Origin of the sequence: Bradyrhizobium sp. CB1015 (assembly GCF_025200925.1) — a bacterium.
Classification (GTDB): Bacteria; Pseudomonadota; Alphaproteobacteria; order Rhizobiales; family Xanthobacteraceae; genus Bradyrhizobium.
In genome coordinates this window covers 7,269,371-7,291,221 of the sequence record NZ_CP104174.1, presented here as the reverse complement: position 1 = coordinate 7,291,221, position 21,851 = coordinate 7,269,371, and the positions used below count along the sequence as shown (strand labels likewise).

Annotated in this window: 24 protein-coding genes; 11 read left to right on the top strand and 13 right to left on the bottom strand. The window is 63.7% G+C overall.

Annotation, left to right across the window (positions count from 1 at the left end; genetic code table 11):
* Positions 1-21: 21 nt before the first annotated feature.
* On the top strand, positions 22-1,194 hold the full coding sequence (gene pobA / locus N2604_RS34075; RefSeq protein ID WP_260372342.1) for a 4-hydroxybenzoate 3-monooxygenase: 1,173 nt from the start codon (positions 22-24) through the stop codon (positions 1,192-1,194).
* 404 nt (positions 1,195-1,598) lie between these two features.
* On the opposite strand, the gene N2604_RS34070 is transcribed toward pobA, so the two are convergent.
* Both N2604_RS34070 and N2604_RS34065 read right to left on the bottom strand, forming a co-directional pair.
* The gene (locus tag N2604_RS34070) at positions 1,599-3,749 is read right to left on the bottom strand and encodes an adenylate/guanylate cyclase domain-containing protein (RefSeq protein WP_260372341.1); all 2,151 of its coding nucleotides are present in this window, start codon (positions 3,747-3,749) and stop codon (positions 1,599-1,601) included.
* Positions 3,750-3,769: 20 nt separating this feature from the next.
* Positions 3,770-4,438 (bottom strand): hypothetical protein, encoded by a 669-nt coding sequence (locus N2604_RS34065; RefSeq protein ID WP_260372340.1) that lies wholly within the window; start codon positions 4,436-4,438, stop codon positions 3,770-3,772.
* A 375-nt stretch (positions 4,439-4,813) separates the two neighbouring features.
* Between N2604_RS34065 and N2604_RS34060 the strand changes: the two genes are divergently transcribed.
* The 4 genes from N2604_RS34060 to N2604_RS34045 all read left to right on the top strand — a co-directional run bounded on the left by N2604_RS34060 (position 4,814) and on the right by N2604_RS34045 (position 6,591).
* A complete protein-coding gene (locus tag N2604_RS34060; RefSeq protein WP_260372339.1) occupies positions 4,814-4,963 on the top strand; it encodes a hypothetical protein in 150 nt (49 codons plus the stop codon).
* A 149-nt stretch (positions 4,964-5,112) separates the two neighbouring features.
* Positions 5,113-5,556 (top strand): hypothetical protein, encoded by a 444-nt coding sequence (locus tag N2604_RS34055; protein ID WP_260372338.1) that lies wholly within the window; start codon positions 5,113-5,115, stop codon positions 5,554-5,556.
* Positions 5,557-5,724: 168 nt separating this feature from the next.
* Complete coding sequence (locus tag N2604_RS34050) at positions 5,725-6,009, top strand: hypothetical protein (protein WP_260372337.1); 285 nt, start codon at positions 5,725-5,727, stop codon at positions 6,007-6,009.
* Positions 6,010-6,144: 135 nt separating this feature from the next.
* A complete protein-coding gene (locus N2604_RS34045) occupies positions 6,145-6,591 on the top strand; it encodes a CHRD domain-containing protein (RefSeq protein ID WP_172785733.1) in 447 nt (148 codons plus the stop codon).
* Between the two features lie 44 nt (positions 6,592-6,635).
* Here N2604_RS34045 and N2604_RS34040 read toward each other — a convergent pair whose 3' ends face one another.
* From N2604_RS34040 to N2604_RS34025, 4 genes are all read right to left on the bottom strand, one after another.
* Positions 6,636-7,001, bottom strand: a complete 366-nt coding sequence (locus tag N2604_RS34040; RefSeq protein ID WP_260372336.1) for a VanZ family protein — start codon at positions 6,999-7,001, stop codon at positions 6,636-6,638.
* A gap of 314 nt (positions 7,002-7,315) precedes the next feature.
* Positions 7,316-8,908 carry an EAL domain-containing protein gene (locus tag N2604_RS34035; protein ID WP_409241664.1) on the bottom strand — a complete coding sequence of 531 codons (1,593 nt, stop codon included), beginning with the start codon at positions 8,906-8,908 and terminating at the stop codon, positions 7,316-7,318.
* Between the two features lie 448 nt (positions 8,909-9,356).
* Entirely contained in the window at positions 9,357-9,518 is a 162-nt protein-coding gene (locus tag N2604_RS34030) for a hypothetical protein (protein ID WP_260372334.1), read from the bottom strand.
* Positions 9,519-9,835: 317 nt separating this feature from the next.
* A complete protein-coding gene (locus N2604_RS34025) occupies positions 9,836-9,967 on the bottom strand; it encodes a hypothetical protein (protein ID WP_260376435.1) in 132 nt (43 codons plus the stop codon).
* 1,080 nt (positions 9,968-11,047) lie between these two features.
* Here N2604_RS34025 and N2604_RS34020 point away from each other — a divergent pair.
* From N2604_RS34020 to N2604_RS34010, 3 genes are all read left to right on the top strand, one after another.
* Positions 11,048-11,338: a hypothetical protein gene (locus N2604_RS34020; RefSeq protein ID WP_260372333.1), complete on the top strand. Its 291-nt coding sequence runs from the start codon at positions 11,048-11,050 to the stop codon at positions 11,336-11,338.
* A 41-nt stretch (positions 11,339-11,379) separates the two neighbouring features.
* The gene (locus N2604_RS34015; RefSeq protein ID WP_260372332.1) at positions 11,380-11,796 is read left to right on the top strand and encodes a hypothetical protein; all 417 of its coding nucleotides are present in this window, start codon (positions 11,380-11,382) and stop codon (positions 11,794-11,796) included.
* A gap of 303 nt (positions 11,797-12,099) precedes the next feature.
* A complete protein-coding gene (locus N2604_RS34010; RefSeq protein ID WP_260372331.1) occupies positions 12,100-12,378 on the top strand; it encodes a hypothetical protein in 279 nt (92 codons plus the stop codon).
* 17 nt (positions 12,379-12,395) lie between these two features.
* Here N2604_RS34010 and N2604_RS34005 read toward each other — a convergent pair whose 3' ends face one another.
* A complete protein-coding gene (locus tag N2604_RS34005; RefSeq protein ID WP_260372330.1) occupies positions 12,396-13,613 on the bottom strand; it encodes a hypothetical protein in 1,218 nt (405 codons plus the stop codon).
* 864 nt (positions 13,614-14,477) lie between these two features.
* Positions 14,478-14,804, bottom strand: a complete 327-nt coding sequence (locus tag N2604_RS34000; RefSeq protein ID WP_260372329.1) for a hypothetical protein — start codon at positions 14,802-14,804, stop codon at positions 14,478-14,480.
* Positions 14,805-15,206: 402 nt separating this feature from the next.
* Between N2604_RS34000 and N2604_RS33995 the strand changes: the two genes are divergently transcribed.
* Positions 15,207-15,647, top strand: coding sequence for a hypothetical protein (locus N2604_RS33995; protein WP_260372328.1), 441 nt, complete (start codon positions 15,207-15,209; stop codon positions 15,645-15,647).
* A gap of 1 nt (position 15,648) precedes the next feature.
* Here the strand turns inward: N2604_RS33995 and N2604_RS33990 are convergent, their stop codons facing one another.
* Together N2604_RS33990 and N2604_RS33985 are read right to left on the bottom strand one after the other, a co-directional pair.
* Positions 15,649-16,302: a hypothetical protein gene (locus tag N2604_RS33990; RefSeq protein ID WP_260372327.1), complete on the bottom strand. Its 654-nt coding sequence runs from the start codon at positions 16,300-16,302 to the stop codon at positions 15,649-15,651.
* A 20-nt stretch (positions 16,303-16,322) separates the two neighbouring features.
* Positions 16,323-17,060 (bottom strand): metallophosphoesterase family protein, encoded by a 738-nt coding sequence (locus N2604_RS33985; RefSeq protein ID WP_260372326.1) that lies wholly within the window; start codon positions 17,058-17,060, stop codon positions 16,323-16,325.
* A gap of 193 nt (positions 17,061-17,253) precedes the next feature.
* Here N2604_RS33985 and N2604_RS33980 point away from each other — a divergent pair, with 193 nt between their 5' ends.
* The gene (locus tag N2604_RS33980) at positions 17,254-17,880 is read left to right on the top strand and encodes a transglutaminase-like cysteine peptidase (RefSeq protein ID WP_260372325.1); all 627 of its coding nucleotides are present in this window, start codon (positions 17,254-17,256) and stop codon (positions 17,878-17,880) included.
* 11 nt (positions 17,881-17,891) lie between these two features.
* Here N2604_RS33980 and N2604_RS33975 read toward each other — a convergent pair whose 3' ends face one another.
* The 3 genes from N2604_RS33975 to N2604_RS33965 form a co-directional block, all read right to left on the bottom strand.
* Entirely contained in the window at positions 17,892-19,163 is a 1,272-nt protein-coding gene (locus N2604_RS33975) for a hypothetical protein (RefSeq protein WP_260372324.1), read from the bottom strand.
* 83 nt (positions 19,164-19,246) lie between these two features.
* Entirely contained in the window at positions 19,247-19,522 is a 276-nt protein-coding gene (locus tag N2604_RS33970; protein ID WP_260372323.1) for a hypothetical protein, read from the bottom strand.
* 76 nt (positions 19,523-19,598) lie between these two features.
* Positions 19,599-19,961 (bottom strand): hypothetical protein, encoded by a 363-nt coding sequence (locus N2604_RS33965; protein WP_260372322.1) that lies wholly within the window; start codon positions 19,959-19,961, stop codon positions 19,599-19,601.
* Positions 19,962-20,449: 488 nt separating this feature from the next.
* Between N2604_RS33965 and N2604_RS33960 the strand changes: the two genes are divergently transcribed.
* The gene (locus tag N2604_RS33960; RefSeq protein WP_260372321.1) at positions 20,450-21,652 is read left to right on the top strand and encodes a polysaccharide biosynthesis/export family protein; all 1,203 of its coding nucleotides are present in this window, start codon (positions 20,450-20,452) and stop codon (positions 21,650-21,652) included.
* The last annotated feature ends 199 nt before the right edge of the window (positions 21,653-21,851 follow it).

Genomic DNA, 21,851 nt, shown 5'->3' with positions numbered 1-21,851 from the left:
TGCCGACGGGAGGACGCAAAAATGAAAGTTCAGGTCTGTATCATCGGCGGTGGGCCGTCCGGGCTGCTGCTGTCCCAGCTCCTGCACCTCAAGGGCATCGATACCATCGTGCTGGAGAAATACAGCCGCGACCACGTGCTGGCCCGGATCCGCGCCGGCGTGCTCGAGCACGGCTTTGCGAAGCTGATGCGCGAGGCGCAGTGCGGCGAGCGGATGGACCGTGAGGGCGAGATCCACAACGGGTTCGAGATTGCCCATGACGGCGTGCTGTCCCATATCGACCTGCACAAGCATTCCGGCGGCAATTCGGTGCTGGTCTACGGCCAGACCGAGCTGACGCGAGACCTCTACGAGGCGCGCGACCGGGTCGGCGGCAAGGTCGTGCACAATGCCGAGGACGTCACGCCGCACGATCTGACGTCGGATCGGCCCTACGTGACGTATCGCTCGAACGGGCAGACGATCCGCGTCGATTGCGACTACGTCGTCGGCGCCGACGGTTTCCATGGCGTCAGCCGCAAGTCGATCCCGAAGGACGTGCTGCGCGAATATGAGAAGGTCTATCCGTTCGGCTGGCTCGGCGTGCTGTCGCGCACGAAGCCGGTATCGCCCGAGCTGATCTACGTGAAGCACGAGCGCGGCTTTGCGCTGTGCTCGCTGCGCTCGCAGGTGCTGAGCCGCTACTACATCCAGGTGCCTTTGACCGACAAGGTGGAGGACTGGAGCGACGATGCGTTCTGGGCCGAGCTGAAGCGCCGCCTGCCGGACGAGGTCGCCGGCCGCCTGATTACCGGTCCGTCGATCGAGAAGAGCATCGCACCCTTGCGCAGCTTCGTCGCCGAGCCGATGAGCTATGGCCGCCTGTTCCTCGCCGGCGACGCCGCGCACATCGTGCCGCCGACCGGCGCGCGCGGGCTGAACAGCGCCGCGTCCGACATCTACTATCTCTATCACGCGCTGCTCGCGCATTATCAGAGCGGCGACGATGCCGGTCTCAAGGGCTATTCCGCCAAGGCGCTCGCGCGGATCTGGAAGGCACAACGCTTCTCCTGGTGGATGACGATGATGCTGCACCGCTTCCCCGACCGGATCGAATATGAGGATCGGCTGCAGCAGACGGAGCTCGACTATCTGCTCTCGTCCGAGACGGCGCAGCGTCTGCTTGCGGAGAATTACACGGGGTTGCCGTTTTAGGCGATCATCACTCTTACCCTCCCCTGGAGGGAGAGGGTCGATCGCGCGCAGCGCGAGCGGGGTGGGGTGCTCTCTCCACACGGGCACTGTGCGAGGTGGAGAGACTGTCACCCCACCCCGTCTCACATTTCGCTGCGCTCCATGTGAGCCGACCCTCCCCCTCCAGGAGAGGGCTATCGCATTTGAGAGCTTTTCCCTGCAGCCATCCTTCGAGACGCCCGCTTTGGGCGGGCTCCTCAGGATGAGGGCGGAGTGCGCGGCAGCAGTTTCAACGAACACTGACGCTGATTAGCCTCATCCTGAGGAGGCGCGTAAGCGCCGTCTCGAAGGACGAGGCGTGCGCGCAGGCCGCCGCCACAAGTCATATGCGATAGCCCTGCCCTCCAGGGGAGGGTAAGAGGCCGCTACTTTCCTTCCAGCGTATTGACCGGTGTCCAGTCCGGCGGCGGCGGAGTCTCCGTCAGCATTTTCGCACGCTTGGCGAACCGAGCTGACGCAGGATCGATCTTCGCGACGCCGTCGAACGCATCGGCCGCCTTCGCAAACTCCCTCGCTCGCCAGCACGCCAGCCCTTCCGCATATGCTGCGGCCATCTTCGCCTGCTCGGCGCTTTCCGCGCCGGTTTCCGCGAGCGGCTCGAACACCCTGATCGCCTCGCCGCGGCCCTGCACCCTGATCGCATCGAGCTCGCGCCAGGCGAAGCTATCGCCGGTCTGCGCCATCGTCGTTTCGGAGGCCATGATCGCGGTGCCGTAATATTTGTTGGCGCCTTCGAGCCGCGAGGCGACGTTCACGGTGTCGCTCATCACGGTATAGTTGAAGCGGCGCCGCGAGCCGATATTGCCGACCACGGCTTCGCCGCTGTTGAGCCCGATGCGATGCGACAGGCCGTGACCGGCGAAGGCGGGATGGCCGGCATTGAGCTCCGCCAGCTTGTCGTGGCACTTCAGCGCGGCACGCACCGCATTGCGCGCGTGGGCGCGATCGTCGGCCGGTGCGCCGAACATGGCGACGATGGAATCGCCGATATATTTGTCGACGTAACCGCCATGGCTTTCGATGATGTCGGTCATGGCGGAGAGATATTCGTTCATCAGCGTCACCAGCTCGCCCGGCGTCATCGTCTCGGCGATCGACGAAAAACCGCTGAGGTCGGAGAAGAACATGGTGACGTTGCGAGTCTCGCCGCCGAGCGCCGGCATCTTGCCGGAGGCGACCATGGTCTCGATCACCTCGGGCGCGAGGTAAAGGGCAAAGCTCTTGCGCAGAAAGCGCTCGTCGCGGTCGGCCAGCACGAAGCGATAGCCGATCATGATCGCGAGCGCGGCAAGGCTGGCGAGCGCCGGCTCGGTCAGCGGCAGCGCCAAGGCATGGACGAATGCGCTGACGGCAGCGACCACGTAGGCGATGGTGAGGCCGAGCCAGGCGATCAGCGCTGCGCTGGGTGCGAGCACGCCGGCCGCGCAGGCGACGATGGCCGCGAACGCGATCGTGAGAAGGGTCCGCGCGGGGAAGCCGAGCTCGGTCACGGCATCGCGCTCGATCAGGTTTCGGACCGCAGCGGCGTGCACGAACACACCGGCGACGTCGCTACGGGCCTTTTGCGCGGTGCTGGCAGGCGCGGGCAGGGCACATCGTGCCGACGGCGTCCCGTCATGGCCGCCGGACAGGCGCATCGAGGTGAGCTTGCGGTCCTCGAAGTTGAGGACGGTCCCGAGCAGAACGACCTTGCCCTCGAAGGCGCGCCGGAAGAAATCGCGGTCGCCTTTTTCGACGCAGGCGCGCAGATCGGCAAAGGAGAAGGTCGGAACGTCGCGGCTGAGGCCGCGGAAATTGAGCGTCAGCGTGTTCGGCACGGCGCTCGGGATTGCGTTGCCGGATAGCCCGGCCGCACCGGATGGCGCAATCTCCACCTTCGCGCCGAGCGCGCGGGCGGCGAGCTCGACCGCCATTGCGGGCACCGGCTTGCCGTCGATGGAGAAGCTGAGCGGCATCCGCCGGATGACATCGTCCGCATCGGTGTGGACATTGAGCGCGCGGACGTTGTTGCGCACCGCCAATTGCTGCGCACGGTAGGGCACTTCCGGATGGTCGTTGCTCAGGATCTCGCCGAGCACCAGCTTGCCGTTGTCGGAGATCTGCCGCAGCGCGATCAGATAGTCCCGGTCAAATCCGCGCATCCGGGCACCGAGCGGCGCGTCGCCAAAGGGAATCTCCGACTGCTCGATCGAGTTCTTGAAGATCACGTCGAAGCCGATCACCTTGGCGCCGCCGTCGCTGATGCTGCCAAGCACGCGGCCGATCTCGCGCGTCCAGGTCTGCGTCGGCGATCCCTTGAACGGCGGTGTTTCGTAGGTTTCGCCGTCGATGGCCACGACGACAACCGGCGATGTCGCGGGATCACGGCGCTCGCCGATGATCTTGCCGCGCAGCGCGGTGAGGATGTCGAGCGAGAGGCCTTGCAGCGTCTGCAGCGGTGGCGACGTGAAGATCGCGCCCGCAAGGAGCGCGATCAGAATCGCCGCAACGATGTCCCGTCCCCCGATCCGCCGCATCGCCCCGTCGCTAGGTCCGCCTATTCGAGTCGCAGCAGGCGGCCGATGATCGGGGTCGGCGACGCGGTGGCGCTGGCGTCGATCTGGAAGGTGTAGCGCTTGGCACCGAGAATGGCGAGGTAGCTGCCGCCCGGAGTCAGCGTCTTCCCGGCCTTGGCGAAATCATAGAACTTGCCGCCGACCATGGCGTCGCCCTTGAGCGGCACGCTGATCGTGGGCTCCTTGCCGTCGGTGCGTTCGATCACCAGCGTGCCGCCGGCTTTGGCTTGCACCAGTGGCGAGACGCCGTAGAGCGTCGGCAGCTTGGCGGGCCCGCTCTTGGCGTCCGAGCGCATGGTGCGGAAGGTCGTCGCGGCGCTCTGGTTCGCCTCGCGCTCCGACAGTTTTGCTGCGTTGGTATCGCAGGGCACCTTTTCCCGCTTGACCTCGCCGAGCTGCACGGTGCTCTGCTCGGCGCCGACCAGGACGACACCTTCGCTGATGGTCTCGCGCTGGCAGGATTTCAGGTAGCTGAGCGTGATGCTCGCCTTGGGGCCGAGCTTGATGATCTTGCCCGGCGCCACGTAGTCCATGAACGCGATGCCGTCGACCTTGCCCTGGACGTCCTCGACGATCGCAGCGGGAGTCTCCGCCCAAGCGGGGGCCGCAAGGCAGAATGCGCCGACACAGGCGCCGATCAGGCTTTTCATGGGAATTCTCATCCAATTCGACGATGCTCTGATGCCCCGTCCTGGTTCGATGCCTAGCAGCAGGGCGCCGGAGCAAGTGTGACCAGAATCACTCTTAGTTGTTGGTGCCACTCTAGCAGGAACAGGTTCAAACCGGCGACCGGAGAAAAGTGGAGCCGCGGCAAGATGTTGGCGGATCGATCGGGGGCAGGCGGTCGGGACGGCCTCGGCCGGATGGTCCGCGCCTGACGAGCTCGCCGCCGCACTCTCTATATCAGAGCGAGAGGGACGGCGGCGCTCGGCGAAGGTTCCGCGGCGCTGCCCGCGGTCGCGGCCCGGCTCGAGACCGCGAGCGCGGGCGCCCAGAAGCCGCGGCCGCAAGCGCAGGACGAAGCGATGCTCGATGAGCTGTTTGCGCGCTACACGATGGAGCGCGAGCGGGACGTCCATCGCCAATTCCTGCAGACGCTCGGGCTGAGCTCGGTCGCCACCACGCGCCGCGTCGAAGTCGTGGAGACGGCTGACGACGGCATAGAATTGTTTTGACATCGCTGTGCGCCGCCGCGTGCGGCCGCAGAAATTTGACGGATTGATTTTGCAGGGCGTTAACCGTGGCGGAATGCTCGCCGTGTCGGTCATTGTCGCGGCTCAAGCTTCGTTGCACATACGCGTGGAAATTACGGGTGGATGTTTCCATGCTGAAAGAGGGCAAATACGCGGCGTGGTTCAGAACCGCGCACGCGCAAGGCACCGGTATCGTGCATCTGGCCGCGGGGCGGATCTCGGGCAGCGACAGCTTCTTCAGCTATGGCGGCTCCTATCAGTTCGAGGACGATCAGCATTTCACGGCCGTCCTGACCACGCGGCGACATGCCGACGGACCAGCGACCGTGTTCGGGGTCGACGAGGTCGAGGTCGTGCTCTCCGGCGTGTATAGCGGTGCGATGGCGACCTGTTCGGGAACGGCCCGGCAAGCGCCCGACGTGAGGTTCGAAGTGACGCTGATCTACAGCCAGGAAGAGGCGCCGGCTCCCGACGCCCGGGGCGCGGTCGTGAAGCTCAAGGCCGACAAGCTGCCGAAGAGGCTCGACAGCCGTTCAAGGCCGCGGCATCCGTTCACGACGAACTCGCCGAAGTAAAAACCGGATCGGCAACAATTCGCGCAGTTCCATTCGCGCCTTGGCGCCCGATTAGCATCGCATTGACGTTGTTGTCTCGAATTCCTGCTGCAGCAACTCTGCCTTTAGAAGCGAAAGCTAGCCTTCCGGCCGATCAAGTGTGGTGCCGATCGAGTGTGGTGGAAGAACATGCCTCAAATCTGGATGACATATGACGAGCTCGGCGCGCTTTGCGGCTGCGGTGCAACGCAAGCCCGGGACCGCGCCGTCCATTTGTCGCTCGATCGTCGCAGGAGCCGCGACGGTGCAACGCGCGTCAAGCTCGATCTGGCACTCACGGCCAAGTTCTTCGCGTCGGTTCGCGAGGCGGATTTCGATCTCGACCGCGCCATCGAAGCGCTGCACAACACCCACCGCCAGATGGCCGAGCTCCTGGTTCCCTCCGGCCGTCACACGAGGCGCGGGGCGGCTTGAGCCGACGCGTGATGCGCTTGCGAAAGCTAATTCCCGCGAGCGTTGTCCCGAATCAGCATAGACTCTGAGGTGGAATGTCCGGCTGTCCCCGGTGTTTCAATCGCGGGGACCAGCGAAATCCGCAGGAGGAAGTGCATGAGCAAAGCCGTGTGTCGACGGTCCGTGGCACTGTTGGGGGCGCTAGCGCTGGTCGGAGGCGTCAGCGCGACGAGCGGAACGGCAGGTGCGGAGGTCGTGAAGCTGCAAGCAGAACTCAAGGGAAGCAACGAAGTGCCGCCGAACAGCTCGACCGGATCGGGCAAGGCGGAGGCGAGCTACGACACTGAAACGAAGGTCCTGACCTACGTCGTCACCTTTACCGGGCTGACGGGACCGGCGATGGGTGCGCATTTTCACGGCCCCGGCGAGGCCGGGAAGAATGCCGGCATCGCCCTGCCGTTCAAGACGGCGCAAAGCCCGATTCAAGGCAGCGCCACCCTCACCGACGCGCAGGCGGCAGATCTGTTAGGCGGAAAATGGTACGCGAACATTCACACCGCCGCGAACCCAGGCGGTGAGTTGCGCGGTCAGATGATGAAGTGAGGACCGGATCGCGAGGTCATTGCACCGAGGCCATGCGCGCCGCTTCAGGAAGGCGGTCTGGGCAGGAACGCCAGGATCATCTGGGCGAGCATGACGCCCACGGTGCCCCCTGCCGCCTTCTGCAGGACGTCGAGAAAGCCCGGATCGCGGTCGGGTATGAACGCTTGCATCAGCTCCAGCCCCATGGCGACCGCGATGACGAGCGAGCAAGCCAGGCTGAACCGTCCGGGCAGCAGGAAAGACAGCAGGAAGCCGAGCAGGCCATAGGCGCTGAAGCGTTCGATCACGACGACCCAATAGGCCTCGTGGTGGCCCATGAGCGCAGGCCGTCCCGACAGCTTCGCCAGCGTGGCATAGACGATCAGCGCCAGACAGATGCTCGCGGCTGTTATGAGATGGCTCCTGCGCATGGCCCCAACATACAAGCTTGCTCGCCGCTCCGGTTTGAAAGCGGAAAATATCGTTAGAGAATATCGTTAAAGCCTCCGCGGCGATGCAGGGTTCGCATTGACCAGTTTTTCCCTGCGGCCATCCTTCGAGACGCCCGCTTAGGCGGGCTCCTCAGGATGAGGGCTGAGTGCGCGGCAGCAGTTTCAACGAGCCCTGATGCCGATTAGCCTCATCCTGAGGAGGCGCGTCAGCGCCGTCTCGAAGGACGAGGCGTGCGCGCAGGCCGCCGCCACAAGTCATGTGCGATAGCTGCGCGGCGATGGGGGCCCGCCAGTCAGGCCACCAAAGTCGTCGTACCGGATGTCGCCGCGCCCGACTGCGCAGCCCGGCGCGACTCGACGAGCTCATTGAATTTGGCGGCGGGCAGGGGCGGCGCAACCAGATAGCCTTGACCTTCCTCGACGCCGGAGGCGAGCAATGCGCGCAGCTGCTCCTCGGTCTCGATGCCTTCCGCGACCACGCTCATATTGAGGTCTTTCGCGAGCGCCACCAGCATTTCCACGATCGTGGTCGTCGATGCGTCCACCGTGATCGTGTCCACGAAGAACTTGTCGATCTTGATCGTATCGGCGCCGAGGCCCTTCAGCCGCGACAGTCCGCTATGGCCGACGCCGACGTCGTCGATGGCGACGCGGAAGCCGCGGTCCCGCAGCTCGGCCACGATCGAAGCGGCGCGCGCGAGATCATCCAATTCGTCGCGCTCGGTGATCTCGACCACGATCTGGCGCGCGGAGATTCGTGCCGTCAGAACCGTGCGCCGCAGCGTTTCGACGAAGCCCGCACTCAGGAGGTGCTTGGGCACGACGTTCAGCGACAGCTTGAAATTCTTGTCGGCCCTGAGCAATGGCCTGAGCTCGGTGAGCGCCGTTCCCAGGATCTGCCAGGTCATCGCCTGGATGCGTCCGCTGGATTCGGCGAGCGGAATGAAGTTCATCGGCGGGACGATTGAGCCGTCGCGGCGCAGCCAGCGAGCCAGAATCTCGCAGCCCTTGATCCGACCGGTCCTGAGGTCGAAGACCGGTTGGTAATATGGCTTGAATTCGCCGGCCGTCAGCGCCCGGTCGAGATCGGCGACCGGCCCCTCCATCCTGCGGCTGCGTGCCAGCAGGATGCCGAAGATCGCGCCAAGTCCGAGGGCCACCGCGAGCATGGGCCAATAGGCCTCGTTGTTCCAGCTCGACAGCACCGCGTGCTCGAGCTGGATCGTGGTATGAAGCGGCAGCCGAGCGGACGTTCGCTTGAAGCTGATCGGCGCCGGCAGAGACTTGCCGGCGTCGGTCCGAAATTCGCCGAGCTTCTCGCCATTGCTCAAGGCGAGGATCACCTGGCTGTGCGCGCGCAGCTCGGCGGGCATGATATCGAACAGGCTGGCATTGACGCCGACAATGGCGGCCAGAGCGGAGCTACCATCGACGTCCCTGAGCACGCCCAAGGCGTCGCCGCCGAACTGCTCGACGCGGAACAGCGAAAGCGTCTTGTCGCGCGAAGGCAGCATGTCGCGGCGGTCCACCCATCCCTTGTCGAATTCGAGCGTCTCGGAATAGGCCGAGCAGATCACCGAGCCGTCCGGCTTGACCAGGCGGACGTCCTTGATCGCCGAGCGCTGGTAGACGTGCAGGCGGATGGCTTGCAGGGCCGCCGGCTCGCAGCTGGCGAAATTGCGCCGCGCGAGCTCGTCCAGGCTGCCCGCGGCAAAATCGACCGCAAGCTCCGAGCGGCGCAGAACGACCTCCGTCAGCTCGTTGAGCTGATGCGCCTGTTGATGGCGGATGACGGCCTCCGCGGCGAAATGGCCCGCCAGCCCAAACGCCATCATGCTCGCAAGCACGAGCGCCGCAAACGGAAGGCTTGGCCGCAGCAATCTCATCCGGTTCAGGCGAAATGGGGCAAGGCGTAAATTCGAGCAGGCTTGGAGATTGATCCTAGCCAGCGGGGGCTAAGATAGGGTTTAACGGAGAGACCGGCCCGAAAGGGCCGCCCGAGCAATGCCCTGGCCAATGGTCTGGCGGCTCAGGGCTACAACAAGCATGGAAAGTTGAGCAGTATGATCAGGATGTTAAGCCTCGTCGTGGCGTTGACAATCGGGGGCTCCGTGGCCTCGGCGCAAGGGACCAAGGACCGGCCATCGGGTACGCAGCCCACGTCCGCGACGCGCAGCGGCACGGGCACGAATTCCGGATCGGACACGATGGGCGGAGCCTTCAAGGGAACGGGGACGCCCAGCTACGGAACCAGTCCCGGGATGGGGTCCCAGAAGAGGACGCAGAATTAGCTGTGGCGGCTGGGGGCCACCGCAGGCAACCCGCTCATCCACCTCACTGTCCGAGACGATGGCGGACGGGAACGACCCCGGGATAAGGACGGCTGGTGTCGATGCGGGGCCTCGCGGAATCGCGGGCGGCCCGCAGCCGGAGCACCACGAAGGCGATGTTGATCGCCAGCCAGACCAAGATTGCGGAAATGGCAAAGTGGAGCACTGCCAGACCTCGCTGTGAGACCCGGGACCAACATCCGAGGGTTGAATTGGTTCCGTTTCGCCAAGCGCCGGCTTTGCCGCGCTGCCGCAGGACTGACGCTTCGCCAAGTCCGAAGATCGTCCGTGCTTCACTGGGGCGGTCGCTGAAGAAGCTCTCCGAGCAGGCTCCTTGCGGGGGCTCGGCGCTGGAATCTGCGAAGCCGCTTGTGTCGCGTTTGGCCTCTGTGACGGCCTGTGGGTCTCGTCGGCGCTATCGCCGCATCTCCACAGCAGCGACGGGCTGCGAGGCGTGAGGCGAACGCTGCCGCGCTTCCGCAATCAGCTCTTCTTCGCGTTTTTTGACTTCAACGAAAGACCAAGCCGCAACGCCATGCGCTTGATCGCATCAGGCGAGCGCCCGAGAGCTTTCGCTGCCTGCTCCAGCGAGGCTGAAGACTTTGCCAGCTCCATGAGCCGGCGATCTTCCTTGAACGACCAGGGCCTGCGCGCCATAACCGAAATGATCCTCTCGTCGACACAACGACAAAGCCGCCAAGCGGACCCATGTTCGCTCGACGGCTTTGCTTGGGTGGGGCCGAGCTTGGGGGAGCCCGGTCCGAGAGATGGATAAGCAATCGCTGAGAGTTCGCAACAAACAACGCGGGTTAAGCTAACCTCTCAACCTTACCGCGATGAAGTTGGTGCATCACGCTCCGTAGAACAACGGATGCTACGTCAGCACTATCGTTCGCGACGGCCGCCGGATGCCTTTGACGACGTGTCAGTGCCTGTCTGCAGATCGCAGCCGTGCCTGAGTACCGCGCATTCGGCTGCTTCGTTCGAGGCTGCTGCCGCAGTGAACACGGGTTAACATCGCGGGCTGGATATCGCCCTCGAACGATGGGAGATTTCGTCATCCTCTGGGGCTCGTGGCTCCTGCAACGACCAAACTTCAAGCATCACGTTGCACAAACTTCATGTTCCTCTGACAAAAGTTTCAGCGCCGATGATCTTGAAGTCATCACAACATCACGTTGAAATGCGCCGGGAGGAGCGTTCCGTTCACTGGGAACATTCCAAATGCTTGCAATTCTGGTTTTGATTTCGATCTTTGCAGCTGGCTTTTGCTGCGGCTATGGCGTGCGGGCGTGGCGCTCCCGCAAGCGATCGGCACGATATCGTCTCTATGCGCCCTACACGCCGGCCGCGATGGGGGCCAAGCAGAGCGAGCATCCATCGTAGGATGCACAGCCATGGGCGGATGTGCGCGCAAGCTGATCTTGCCATGCCGCCGGGTGGGATAACATGCGCAGTTAGGTTAACGTGATGCAGTTCTTGAGAGCTTCGGAAAGGCAACCTAGAACGTAGCAATTCATGGCGAGAGTTTAGCCGCCTGTATTTTTCGCGGCTCGCATAGGTGGGCGTGAATGGCGTATTTGATTGCTTTGCTGGGCGCGACTTGCGTCCTGATTTTGGTTGCGTTTGTTCGTAGCTTTGAGCGGCGGCTGAAGGATCGTCCAGGGCCTTGGATCATGAACGAGGGCCCTGCGAATGACTGATCAAAGGCACAATGCGCCGCGCAGATATTTCGTCGACGCCCATGGGCATCGCGTTCTGATCGGCCTGTCTCGGGAAGAGACGGCGGAGTTCGAGGCATTGGATCTTGCATCGAACGAGACAGGGCAATTCACGTCCGAGGTCCGCGCGCGAAAAGGAGCCGCTGCGGACGGCGAAGTTCGCTGGCTCGAGCTCTATTCCAAGCACGAGGGAGCTTGGCGGGCGTGGATCGCACAAAGCCAGTCGGGGCGGGCGCAGGATTTAGGATTTGTTAACTACGTCTGACCGATGGTAGCCGCCTGGATCTCGCATGTGGGATGGCCCGGATGTTTCAGCTGTTCCTGAGAGCGCGCGCGCACAATCTTCTCGGCTCCCGCCGCGAGGACAAAGCCTTTAAGGCCCGCTCGGCCGAGCGTGATGCGGAGACCGACCGCGTGCGGATCGGTGCCGTTTTGGCCGCGATCGAAACGGCCTTGCAGGAGGCGGAGAGGGAGCAGGCCGGCCTCAACCGGCGTGTCGACGATGCCCTTGCGCGTGCATCCGTGACCTTCGGAAACGGCACCGATGAATATCTCGAGCGGGAGGCGCTCGATAATTATCATCAGGATCTGTTCGCGGCCGACATCTCGAACGGCCAGCGCCGGCTCAAGGAGTTGGCGAGCACCATTGCCCACTTGAAGTTCGTCAAGACGGCAATGCTCACGCGCTTTCCTGATTTCAAGTCGCCGCAGCTCAACAGCTAGTAGCGCTTCTGCGGCCATCCTTCGAGACGCCCGCTTTCAGCGAGCTCCTCAGGATGAGGACCGAGTGCGTTGTGCCTGCTTTTGGACGAGCACGAATGCCGCTTAGCCTCATCCTGAGGAGGCGCGTAAGCGCCGTCTCGAACGACGAGGCGCGCACTCAGGCAGCCGCCAAGACTCTTACGCGTTAGCCCTGCGGGCACGCAGGTCAAGCCGCGTGACAATTCGGCACCGCTTTGCCGTTTGGCGCCTCGTTCCTTTTTGGTATGGTTGCGGCAAGCATTCACGGAGTGAAGGAGCGACGAAGTGCCGGTCAAGAATTTGCGGACATTGGTTGGGCTGGCATGCGCTTTGACCTTGGCGGTGCCGGTGACGGCCTCGGCCATTACCGTCGAAGTGGCGCGGGCGTGCGATGCGGCGGTGGCCAAGGCCTTTCCGCCCAGGCAGATCGGCAACCCCGCGGCGGGGAGCACCAAGGGAACGGCCAAGGACCAGCGCGAGTACTTCCAGAAATGCGTCGCCAACAACGGCAAGGTCGACGACATGCCGGCCGATGCGCCAAAGGACAACAAGCCGATCAAGTAGGAAACGGGAAGGCTGCGCTATCGTCGCGGCGGCGGGCAGGGCGAGTAGAACGCGCCGTTGATCGCATTGATGCGTTCGACGCATTGGTTGGGATCGGTGATCGTTCCCGCCACCGTGAAATCGTAGCCCATGGCCTTGACCACGACGATGTAGCGGCCGGGCGCGAGCGTGAAGCCGTCTTGCTCCGGTTGCAGCAACAGCATTCTCGACTGGTCGTCGATCGGGCCTACCTTGTAGGGGTAGGACATGCTGCGGATCACCCAGGAATCGCCGGCGCTGACCATGGCCGCCTTTCCGCTGGCATCGACGCCCATCGCCCGGGACACTTTTGCGATCACCCGAACTTCGGTCCCGCTGGCGTCGACACCCCCGTCGGGCCTGAACACGATGAATTTGACATCACCGTCCGGCAATGTGGTCACGCTCGGCGTGTTGATGGCGGCCGAGATCGCGACGCGCCGGTCCGGAATCTTTCCGGGCACCGGCTTGAGCTCATGGAGCTGGCCCTCGCTCAAGGCGTAGACGCCGAACGTCGTCGGCAATGGCATCGAGGGGTGCGCCGCCGGCGCCGGCTCCTTGGGGCTTTCCGACGTCCGTTCCGGTGTTTCGCCCGCCGACGGAGTCGGGATCGCGGTCGCTTGAGGCTCGGGACTTCCAGGTGCGCGCTCGGAGAGCGGCGCCACCTGCGACAATGCGCTCAGCTGGGTCTTCAGCCGTGGCCAATAGACGATCGCAGTGCCGGCCGCGGCGATCAGCAGCAGGATGGCGGTCAATCGCACCAGAGAATTGAAGGCTCTGCTCCGTTTGGGTTGCACGAGCGAAGTCGGCGGCGGGGCGGGACGGCTTGGCGTCTCGCCAGCTTTCGGACCCGCTGGGGCAGCCGAGGCGGCCGACGTCGGAATGGGCGGAGGACCAGGGGTCTTCACCGGCGGGGAAGTCGCCACGGATACCGCTGCAGCCGTCGCTGCCGCCGAGGAGGCGCCGCTGCGCTCAAAGGACCGTTCGACTTCCCGGATGGCGCGTTCGAGGACTTGCTGAAGCGCTCGCGCTTCCCGCGCATCGGCGTGGGTGAATTGTTCCAGAAGCTTGACGCGAGCCAGTTCGTAGACGACATCCCGCATCTGCCTGGGATCGCCGGAGACTTCGCGGATCCGCTCTGATAACAGGCGGACGAGTCCGGCCTTGATCTCTTGCGCCTGCGAGGCGTTGGCTGCGGTGTCGCCGGTCTCGGTCATCAAGACCGATCAACTAGCCCGGATAGTGCGGTTTCGCTAGGCTTTTTCACCGCGGATCGCGTCGGTCGCGGTGAAACGCGCTGATGCTCCAGCCCCGCAAAGATCATGTGCGATCGTCTCGTAGAGCTTGCTTTTGGGCAGAAACCTGTGACATTTCGACCAACTCCTTTTTCCGGTGTGTGACCATGCGCGGCATTTTGACAGCAATCATGTTTTTGGCCCTTCTGGTTCAGCCTGCTTCGGCACAAGGGACCAAGGACCAGGCCAACACCACGAGTTCCAGCATCGTGACGACACCTGAGAAAAAGAAGCAGACCACCCAGGCTGCCTCTCGACCTACTGCTGTCCGGAACGTCGGGAGCCTTCCTACCGGAAAGGCGGCCCAAGGTGTCTGGAGGGATGGCAAGCTGATCGCCGTGCGTCGGTGAGATCACAACGAACCGTGATGCCACCGTGAAGGAACGGCGTTCGCCTCCCTGACGTTCTTGCTCGGGAGCTCTCGCATGAAACGATTAGTCTTGATCATACTCGCCCTTGTCGCGCCTGCCGGCGCTTGGGCCCAGGGCGTCAATGACCCCTCGAGCCCCAATCGCAACGTGATCATCGTCAACCCGTCGCAGCCCGCGCCCCCCAACGCGACGCCAAATATTCCGAGCCGGATCGAGCCGCCTGTGACGAGGGGCGGATATGCCCGACCCTATCACGGGAATAGAACTCGGGGGTCGAGTCACCGTTAGAGCATGATCCGGAAAAGTGTGAAGCGGTTTTCCGAAAAGATCATGCTCAAACAATAGCCTAAAGCGCGATGACGATTCATCCTAATCGCATCGCGCTTTAGTCGCGCGGAACACCCGCCAGGGCGGGCTATTGCGGATTGACCTCGACCTCCAGGGTCGATGTCCCTGCAGCGCGACGGTTCTTGCCCGAGATCAGCAGCGTGAACTTGTCGCTGCCGCGCGCCTCGGGTTCTGCCGAATAGCGGAAGCCGGACCCGACCACCGCCAATTGTCCCCGTGATGGCCCGCTCACGACCGACACGTTGAAAATCTGCATATAGGACCAACGCAGTCCCTGAATGCAATCGGCTCCGGGCGCGATCGACATCGTCCATTTCACCGTGTCGTGCGACAACGCGAACGGCGTACGCTCCTTGATGCAGATGGGACTGGCGTGAGCCGTGAGGGCAGGCATGGCGGACGCCGCAACGGCAACACCCAACAGCAATACCGGTCTTGCACGCATTCTCGGCAACTCCATCAGCGAATGCCGAAATCTAGCAGCGATGATCTAACGAGGCCTTGGAACGGAGCTACTGCCCTCGAGGCGCTCATCCGATGCTGATCGCAGATGGGTCGATCATCGGTCGGCCCCCCTCCAGATCATCTCATCCTAGCCCTGTTTTGCCCGACGGATCAAATCGAACTTCGGGAAATGCGTAACCCATTGATTTGGCTGGCGCCGGCTACTGTGCATGGGGTTGTTTTTTCACTTTGATGGGACTGCCGCCGCGTTCCGAAAATGTTGCAATTGGCCGCCGTATCAGCTGAAGTTGCGGCCGCTGGCTGCCGCTGGGCCCGCTTTGGAGTCATCGGAGTGCGACCCGTTCGCTGCAAGTCCCTGTCAGACCGCCGGAGACTGGCGCGCGCGCCGGTTCAGGCGGCCGTGGCGGCCGCTGTCGGATTGGCTCTGTATGCCTGCCCGCTCTCGTGCCGTGCTCAGACCGAGCCGTCCCTCAACGACTATCTTCCGCCGAGCGAGCCGGAAGTCTCGCGCGACGAATGGCGGCAGCGCATCGAGGATGCGCGGCGCCGTGCCAAGGAGGTTGCACGCGAGCGGCGCGAGCATCCGGAGCTCTACAAGCCGATACCGGAAGATCCGGACCTTGTCGCGACCGAACGCCTGCTTCGCGACGACAGCCTGCAGCGAGGCGACATCGTCACCACCAAGAAGGGCATGTTCGTCTACCAGGGGCGATCCGACCAGCCGCGCCGCGATCAGGATTTCGTGCCGGTCAATCCGAAACCGGTCCGCTGACTTAGTACCGCCGCAAGATCTCGTTGAACTTGGGATCGGTCACCTTCGTCGTCTCCAGCAGCAGCGACTTGCCTTGCGGAGTTGCCTGCACGTAGGCCGCGATCAGCAGCGGCTCGTAACGCGAGCGGTTGGCCAGCGCCGACCGGATGTCGGATTGCGCCAGCAGCTTGATTTCCTCGTCGGTTGCAGCGGCGCTCGAGGTCACGGTCCGGACGCGCGAGAAGGCAACGTCGATCGGCACCGCCCCGGTCAGGTAGGACATCTTCACCGCAGGCGTAACCGCCTGGCCGGCCTGGGCCTGTAGCGTGCCGAGCGTGAGCCAGAGCGCCGGCCTGATCGGCGAGACTTCCAAGGCTGCCACGACAGCGGCTTGGGCCGTCTTGTTCTCGCTGGCCCTTCCGCCTGCCTCGGTCGACGGACGGTGCAGAGCGTCGGCGGCCATCGCCGCCGCATAATTTGCCAGGAGGTCGCCATCCCTCGAGAAAGATGCCAGGCTGCCTGCGGCCTTAAGCTTGGCCTTGTCCGGCGGAATCACCCCCGAGAACAAGTCGCGGGCGTGAAAGTCCGGCCGTACCAGATCGCCATAGAACGCGATGCCGGCGTGGAGCGCCAGTGCGATCGCGGTCAAGATACCAATGGCGCGAAGCGTGATCACCGAAATTGCGGCCTAAGCTTTCAAATTGCGAGAAGACTATCGCCTTGGATCGTCAATAGCGTCAAGTTGCCGGTCGCATAGGCGCCGGTGTCGATGTTGATGCGGTTCGGACGGATATCGGGCGCGCTGACCGGCGTGTGACCGTGAACGATGTATTTGCCGAAGCGCTCCTCGGATGCCAGAAATTCCTCGCGGATCCAGAGCAGGTCCTCATCCTTCTGGCGATCGAGCGCGATGCCGGGCTTGACGCCGGCATGGACGAAGAAGAAATCGCCGCAGGTAAAGGACGAGGGCAATTGCTGCAGGAATGCCAGGTGCTCGGGCGGGATCGCGCGCTTCAGTCCTTCGATCAATTCGACCTGCTGCTCCGCGGACGGATTCATGGTCGGCGTGATGCCGTAGGAGACCAGCGTCAGGAGGCCGCCATAGTGGCGCCACTCCTGCAGGCGGGCCGGGTCCTTGAGCACCTCGAGCAGGAAGACCTCGTGATTGCCCTTCAGACATACCGTCTCGTGCGACTTCGAGCGTTCGATCAAGAGATCAAGAACGCCGCGCGAGTCCGGGCCACGGTCGACGTAGTCGCCGAGAAAGACCTGAATGGCGCGTTGGGGGGCCGAGCGGGCCAAGTCGGCGTCGATCACGGTTAACAGCGATTGAAGCAAATCGGCACGGCCATGCACGTCGCCGATCGCATAGACGCGAACGCCGTCAGGAAGCCGCGGCTTGGTCTTCTTGCGAAAGCGTGAGGAAAGGCCCATCAGGTCGGTCGAATCGCATCCAGCGTCACGAGCGGAACGTCGTGACCGCTCTTAGCAGAACAAGTCACGCATCGGTATTCTTAATTGTCCCTGACCAACGCGCCCGCATTTTGATTAAAGCATCGCGCGAACTTTGAGCCGTATTTCAAGAGGTCTCGCGTAGCGTCTCCCCAACAAGAACGGGGAGCGCGACATGCGCAAAGTTGTAAAGTTCCTGGCGGCGGTTGCCGCCATCGTCGTTGCTGCGGGGGTGCAGCGGAACGCGGAAGCCGCCTTTGTCGGGGCTCCCATGGGGCTGCGCGGTGCCATTCAGTACATCAAGTTCGACCAGCCGACGCTGGCGCCGATGGCGTTCACGCTGTTTTGCCTGAAGTACAAGGACGAGTGCAAGCCGCGGCCGCAGCAGATCGTTTTCCGGGGCGGCCGCCTGAAGCTGACGGCCGAGCGCGTGGCGCAGATGCAAGAGGTCAACCAGCGGGTCAATGCTGCGATCCGTCCCGAACCCAATCTGGAAGGGCTGCGCGGCGAAAAGTGGCTGCTGCATCCGGCAAGCGGCGACTGCAACGACTATGCCGTGACAAAACGCCACGATTTGATCGCCAAGGGCTTTCCGGCGCGCTCGGTGCTGCTGAGCGAGGTCGTCACCACCTGGGGCGAGCATCATCTCGTGGTGGTAGTGCGCACCTTCTCCGGCGATCTCGTGCTGGACAATCTCTCCGGCCACATCATGCCGTGGTCGAAGAAGCCCTATCGCTGGGTCCGCATCCAGTCGCCCAAGAACCCGAACTATTGGGCCTCGCTCGGCGATCGCGCGGTCTAATGACCCGCGCGCTATCGTGATCCGGATTGGCTGACGCTCTGCGACAGTCCCAGGCCCACGATCACCGAAAGGCAGAGGATGGCTGCCGGGTGCAGCAATCCGGGTCCGGCAAAGCTCTGAAACAGCGCAAACAGGACACAGGCCGCGGCCGAAGCCGGAAAGAACGAGTCGCGTCCGCGCTGCAGGGCGCCGAAGAACAGGCGAACCAAAGCGAACAGGCTCACGGCGATCATGGCGACCAACCCGACCCAACCCATCCCCGCGAACACGGACGTGGCCGCCGAGGGCGCGGTCAGGACGGCGCCGGCATCGCTCTGATAGATCCTGCCCACCGCGGCAAAAGACCCGGCGCCGGCGCCGAACCAGCGTGTGTCGGCCAACATCCGCTCGAGCGCAGCCTTCGTCTCGGCCCCCATCTCCGGGGCGAGCCGCAGCAGGATCGGTCCGGAGCTCTTCTCGAACAGGAAGGTCAGCACGATCGCCGCGCCGGCCAGGGCTGCCACCGACAACGCGCTCGCGGCCAATGGCGACAGATCGAGTCTGCGGATGACGAGAATCAGCAGGATCAGCACGACGCCAAAGGCCGCTGCGATCGCGGTGTTCGTCCCTGATAACCCAAAGATCGCGGCGGCACTGACCAAGGCTCCGACCAGACCGCAAAGTCCGATCGCGACTGAGCGGAGGACCGAATGATGCGTCTCCGCCCGTTCAGCGGCGAGCTGCATGACCGCCAGATTGAGCATGAGGCCGAGTCCGGCCAAGCTCGTCGTGAGGTCATGGGGGACGCTTGCAGCAAGCGCCGGCGAGAGCCGGTGCAGGTCCAACATCAAGGCGGAGACCGCGGTTACCCCGCTCAGCACGAACAGAACCAGCTCGGCACGGCCGCGGTTACGGACCACCAGGATCGCGACGCCGAGCAATGAGATCGCGGCAAGCGCCAGCAGCAGCGCATTCACCGTCAAGCCGATATCGGCCGTGATCGGCCCGAGTGACAGGCCACCGATCGCCTCATGGGCGCTGGCCCAGATCGGATGCGCAAAGCGCAGCGGAAGCGGAGCGAGCTGGGCGGCGATGCACAGCGGAATCGCGACAAGGATCCAGCGGCCCCAGGAGGTGGCACGGACATAGTGCTCGTAGTCGGCCTTTCGCGTGCTCGAGGCGGCGGCCAGCAAGCTTAGCGCAGCGGCCATCGTCCCGAGCTGCGCACCGAACGTGGCGCCGGCGATTTCGAGAGCGGAAGCGGAAACGATGGAGACGATGAGGGCAAAATAAGCGAGGGACAAACGGCGCGCTCGAAGGAATCCTGAAACGGTCAGGTCACCATACAAGCGGGCGGTGCGTTTTCAAACAGAGGCCTGCGCCGTGATCAACGCGTGGCCTTGACCGGTCGACCGAAGACGCGGGTGGCGCGTGCGGCGGCAAGGGCAAAGCGCGCCCCCGAACCGAAGAGGTAACCGCCCTGGAGGGCGATGGCGGCGAACGCCGCAGCCTTCATGCCTTCAAGGAAGCCAAGGCTGGTCATCACGCTAACCGGCAGCATGGTGAGCACCAGTGCAATTGTTACCGGCAGAAGCACGAACACGCGAAAGCGTTGGCCCAGCACGGCCCCTGTGAGAAAGCTGAAAATCAAAAAGGCGATCATCCGAAACACTCTCCGTGCTTCGGACCCTAGGTTCCCCTCCCTAAAAAGACCCTTAAGTTGTATGGCTAAATTTGGCCTATTGGCCGCAATTTGCCAGCAGCGAATTATAGGCTTCCCGCAAGCCGTTCAACGCCACCAGTCCCTTGATCTCGCTGTCGCTTTCCCTCACCACCACGGACAGCGAGGCCGTGCTCTGCCACTTGCCCGCGGCAAAGGCCGAGACCTCGTCCGGCAACAGCACGGCCGCTCCCGCGGCCGCCAAGCTGCCCTCGATGCTCAAGGTGCCGCCGCCGCTCGCCGCAATGGTCACCTTGGGCCGGCTCCGGGGCGGGAAGGGCCGGATCAAGGCCACCAGCACGTCGATCTTGCCCTTCGGGGCGCAGCGAACGATCAGGCCGGCGAAGTCCGGGTCCGACTGGGTGGTGTCCGCGGTCTTCATGATCGCCGCGAAGCTCTCACCGTCCTTGGCCCCTTGGGTCCGGGTGAATTTCCAAACGGATGTGGAGGCAGGGCCGGCCACCTCAACAACGGCCGCGCCGCGACACCACGCCCCCGCGCTGCCACGACAGGGGACGGCAGGGCCCCATGCGCGATCGGCGGCGCCAAAGAGGGAGCCCGCCAACAGCGGGATCAGAAGGAGGCCAGACACGGGGAGTTCCTATCCTTAACAGCCCAGACTTAGCAGACGGCGGCGAGGCCAAGAAGCCTTGCGCCCGACACACCGCCCCCACGGTTGGGGCGATCTGCTCACCGATCGGGCACGCGAAATACAACAAATAGTCACAAAGGCTTAAACTAAGCCCCAAACAGTGGCCCGCACGCAACAGTAGCCGACCGATCGCTCCGTTAACTACCGGGAACCCTTGTCGCACCACCCCCTAGGCCGTACCAATCAAGGGCTAATTGGGGTCTCCTGGGGCGCGATTGATGCATTCCTTTGCCAAGTCATATCTTTTCAAGCCAGCATTTCTGGCCGCCGCTTTGGCGCTCGGAGCGTGCTCGACCAATCCCGGCTCGGGTCCGCTGACGGACGACGTCAACAACAAGATCCAGACTGAAAACGCGCCGGCTTACGAGCTGGTGCCGCTCAATCCGGCCACCGTGAAGATCCTGCACACCCACGAGCCCAAGGGCCTCGCCGGTGTGTTCACCGACCGCCGACCGCCCGCCAGCATCGTGTTCGGCATCGGCGACGTCGTCAGCGTCACCATCTTCGAAGCCGCGGCAGGCGGTCTGTTCATCCCGGCGGAAGCCGGCGTCCGTCCTGGTAACTATGTGACGATCCCGGATCAGTCGGTCGACAATGACGGCTTCATCACCGTGCCCTACGCCGGTCAGATCAAGGCCGCGGGTCTGACGGCGGTCCAGATCCAGCGCGCGATCGTCGAGCGGATCGGCAACCGCGCCATCGAGCCGCAGGCGGTGGTGGCGATGTCCTCGCAGCGCACCCAGCTGATCAGCGTGCTCGGCGAGGTCAATTCGCCGGCGCGTTATCCGGCGAGCGCGGCGGGTGCGAAGGATCGCGTGCTCGATGCGATCACCCGCGCCGGCGGCATCAAGGGCCAGGGCTTCGAGACCTGGGTCATGCTGGAGCGTGGCGGCAAGCGGGCGACCGTGCCATTCGAAAATCTCGTGATGGCGCCCGAGAACAACGTCTATGTGCGGCCCGACGACAGCATCTACGTCTATCGCGAGCAGCAGAAGTTCCTGGCGTTCGGCGCCAGCGGCCAGAGCGGCGAGTTCAACTTCGATGCCTGGCGCATCAATCTCGGCGAAGCCGTCGGCAAGGCCGGCGGCCTGCTGGACGGCCAGGCCGATCCGGCTGCCGTGTATCTCTATCGTCGCGAGCCGCGGGAGGTCGCAGCCCAGCTCGGCATCGACGTGAGCAAGTACACGTCAGAAACGATCCCGGTCATCTTCAACGTGAACTTCCGCGATCCCGGCGGCTTCTTCCTCGCCACCAAGGTCATGATGAAGAACGGCGACATCATCTACGTCTCGAACTCGCGCAACGTCGAAGTGGCCAAGTTCCTGCAGTACCTGCGTGTGATCATGGCGACCGGCAGCGATGCCATCAATCTTGGCAACGACGCGCTGATCTTCCGCAACAACATCAAGCTGGCGCCGTAAGACGCCGACTTGACCGACCAAAGACGATGGCACCGGGGCTTTGTCCCGGTGCCATTTTCGTTTAGCAATCGAAGCGGTTCTGCTGCGCCGACGAGCCCGGCATCTGGATCAAGGCGCCACTCGGCACGGCGTGCCGGTCATCGGTCACCCCGAGGGTCTTGCAAGGGGCTTCATGCGCTCTCGAGGATTTTGCCGTCTT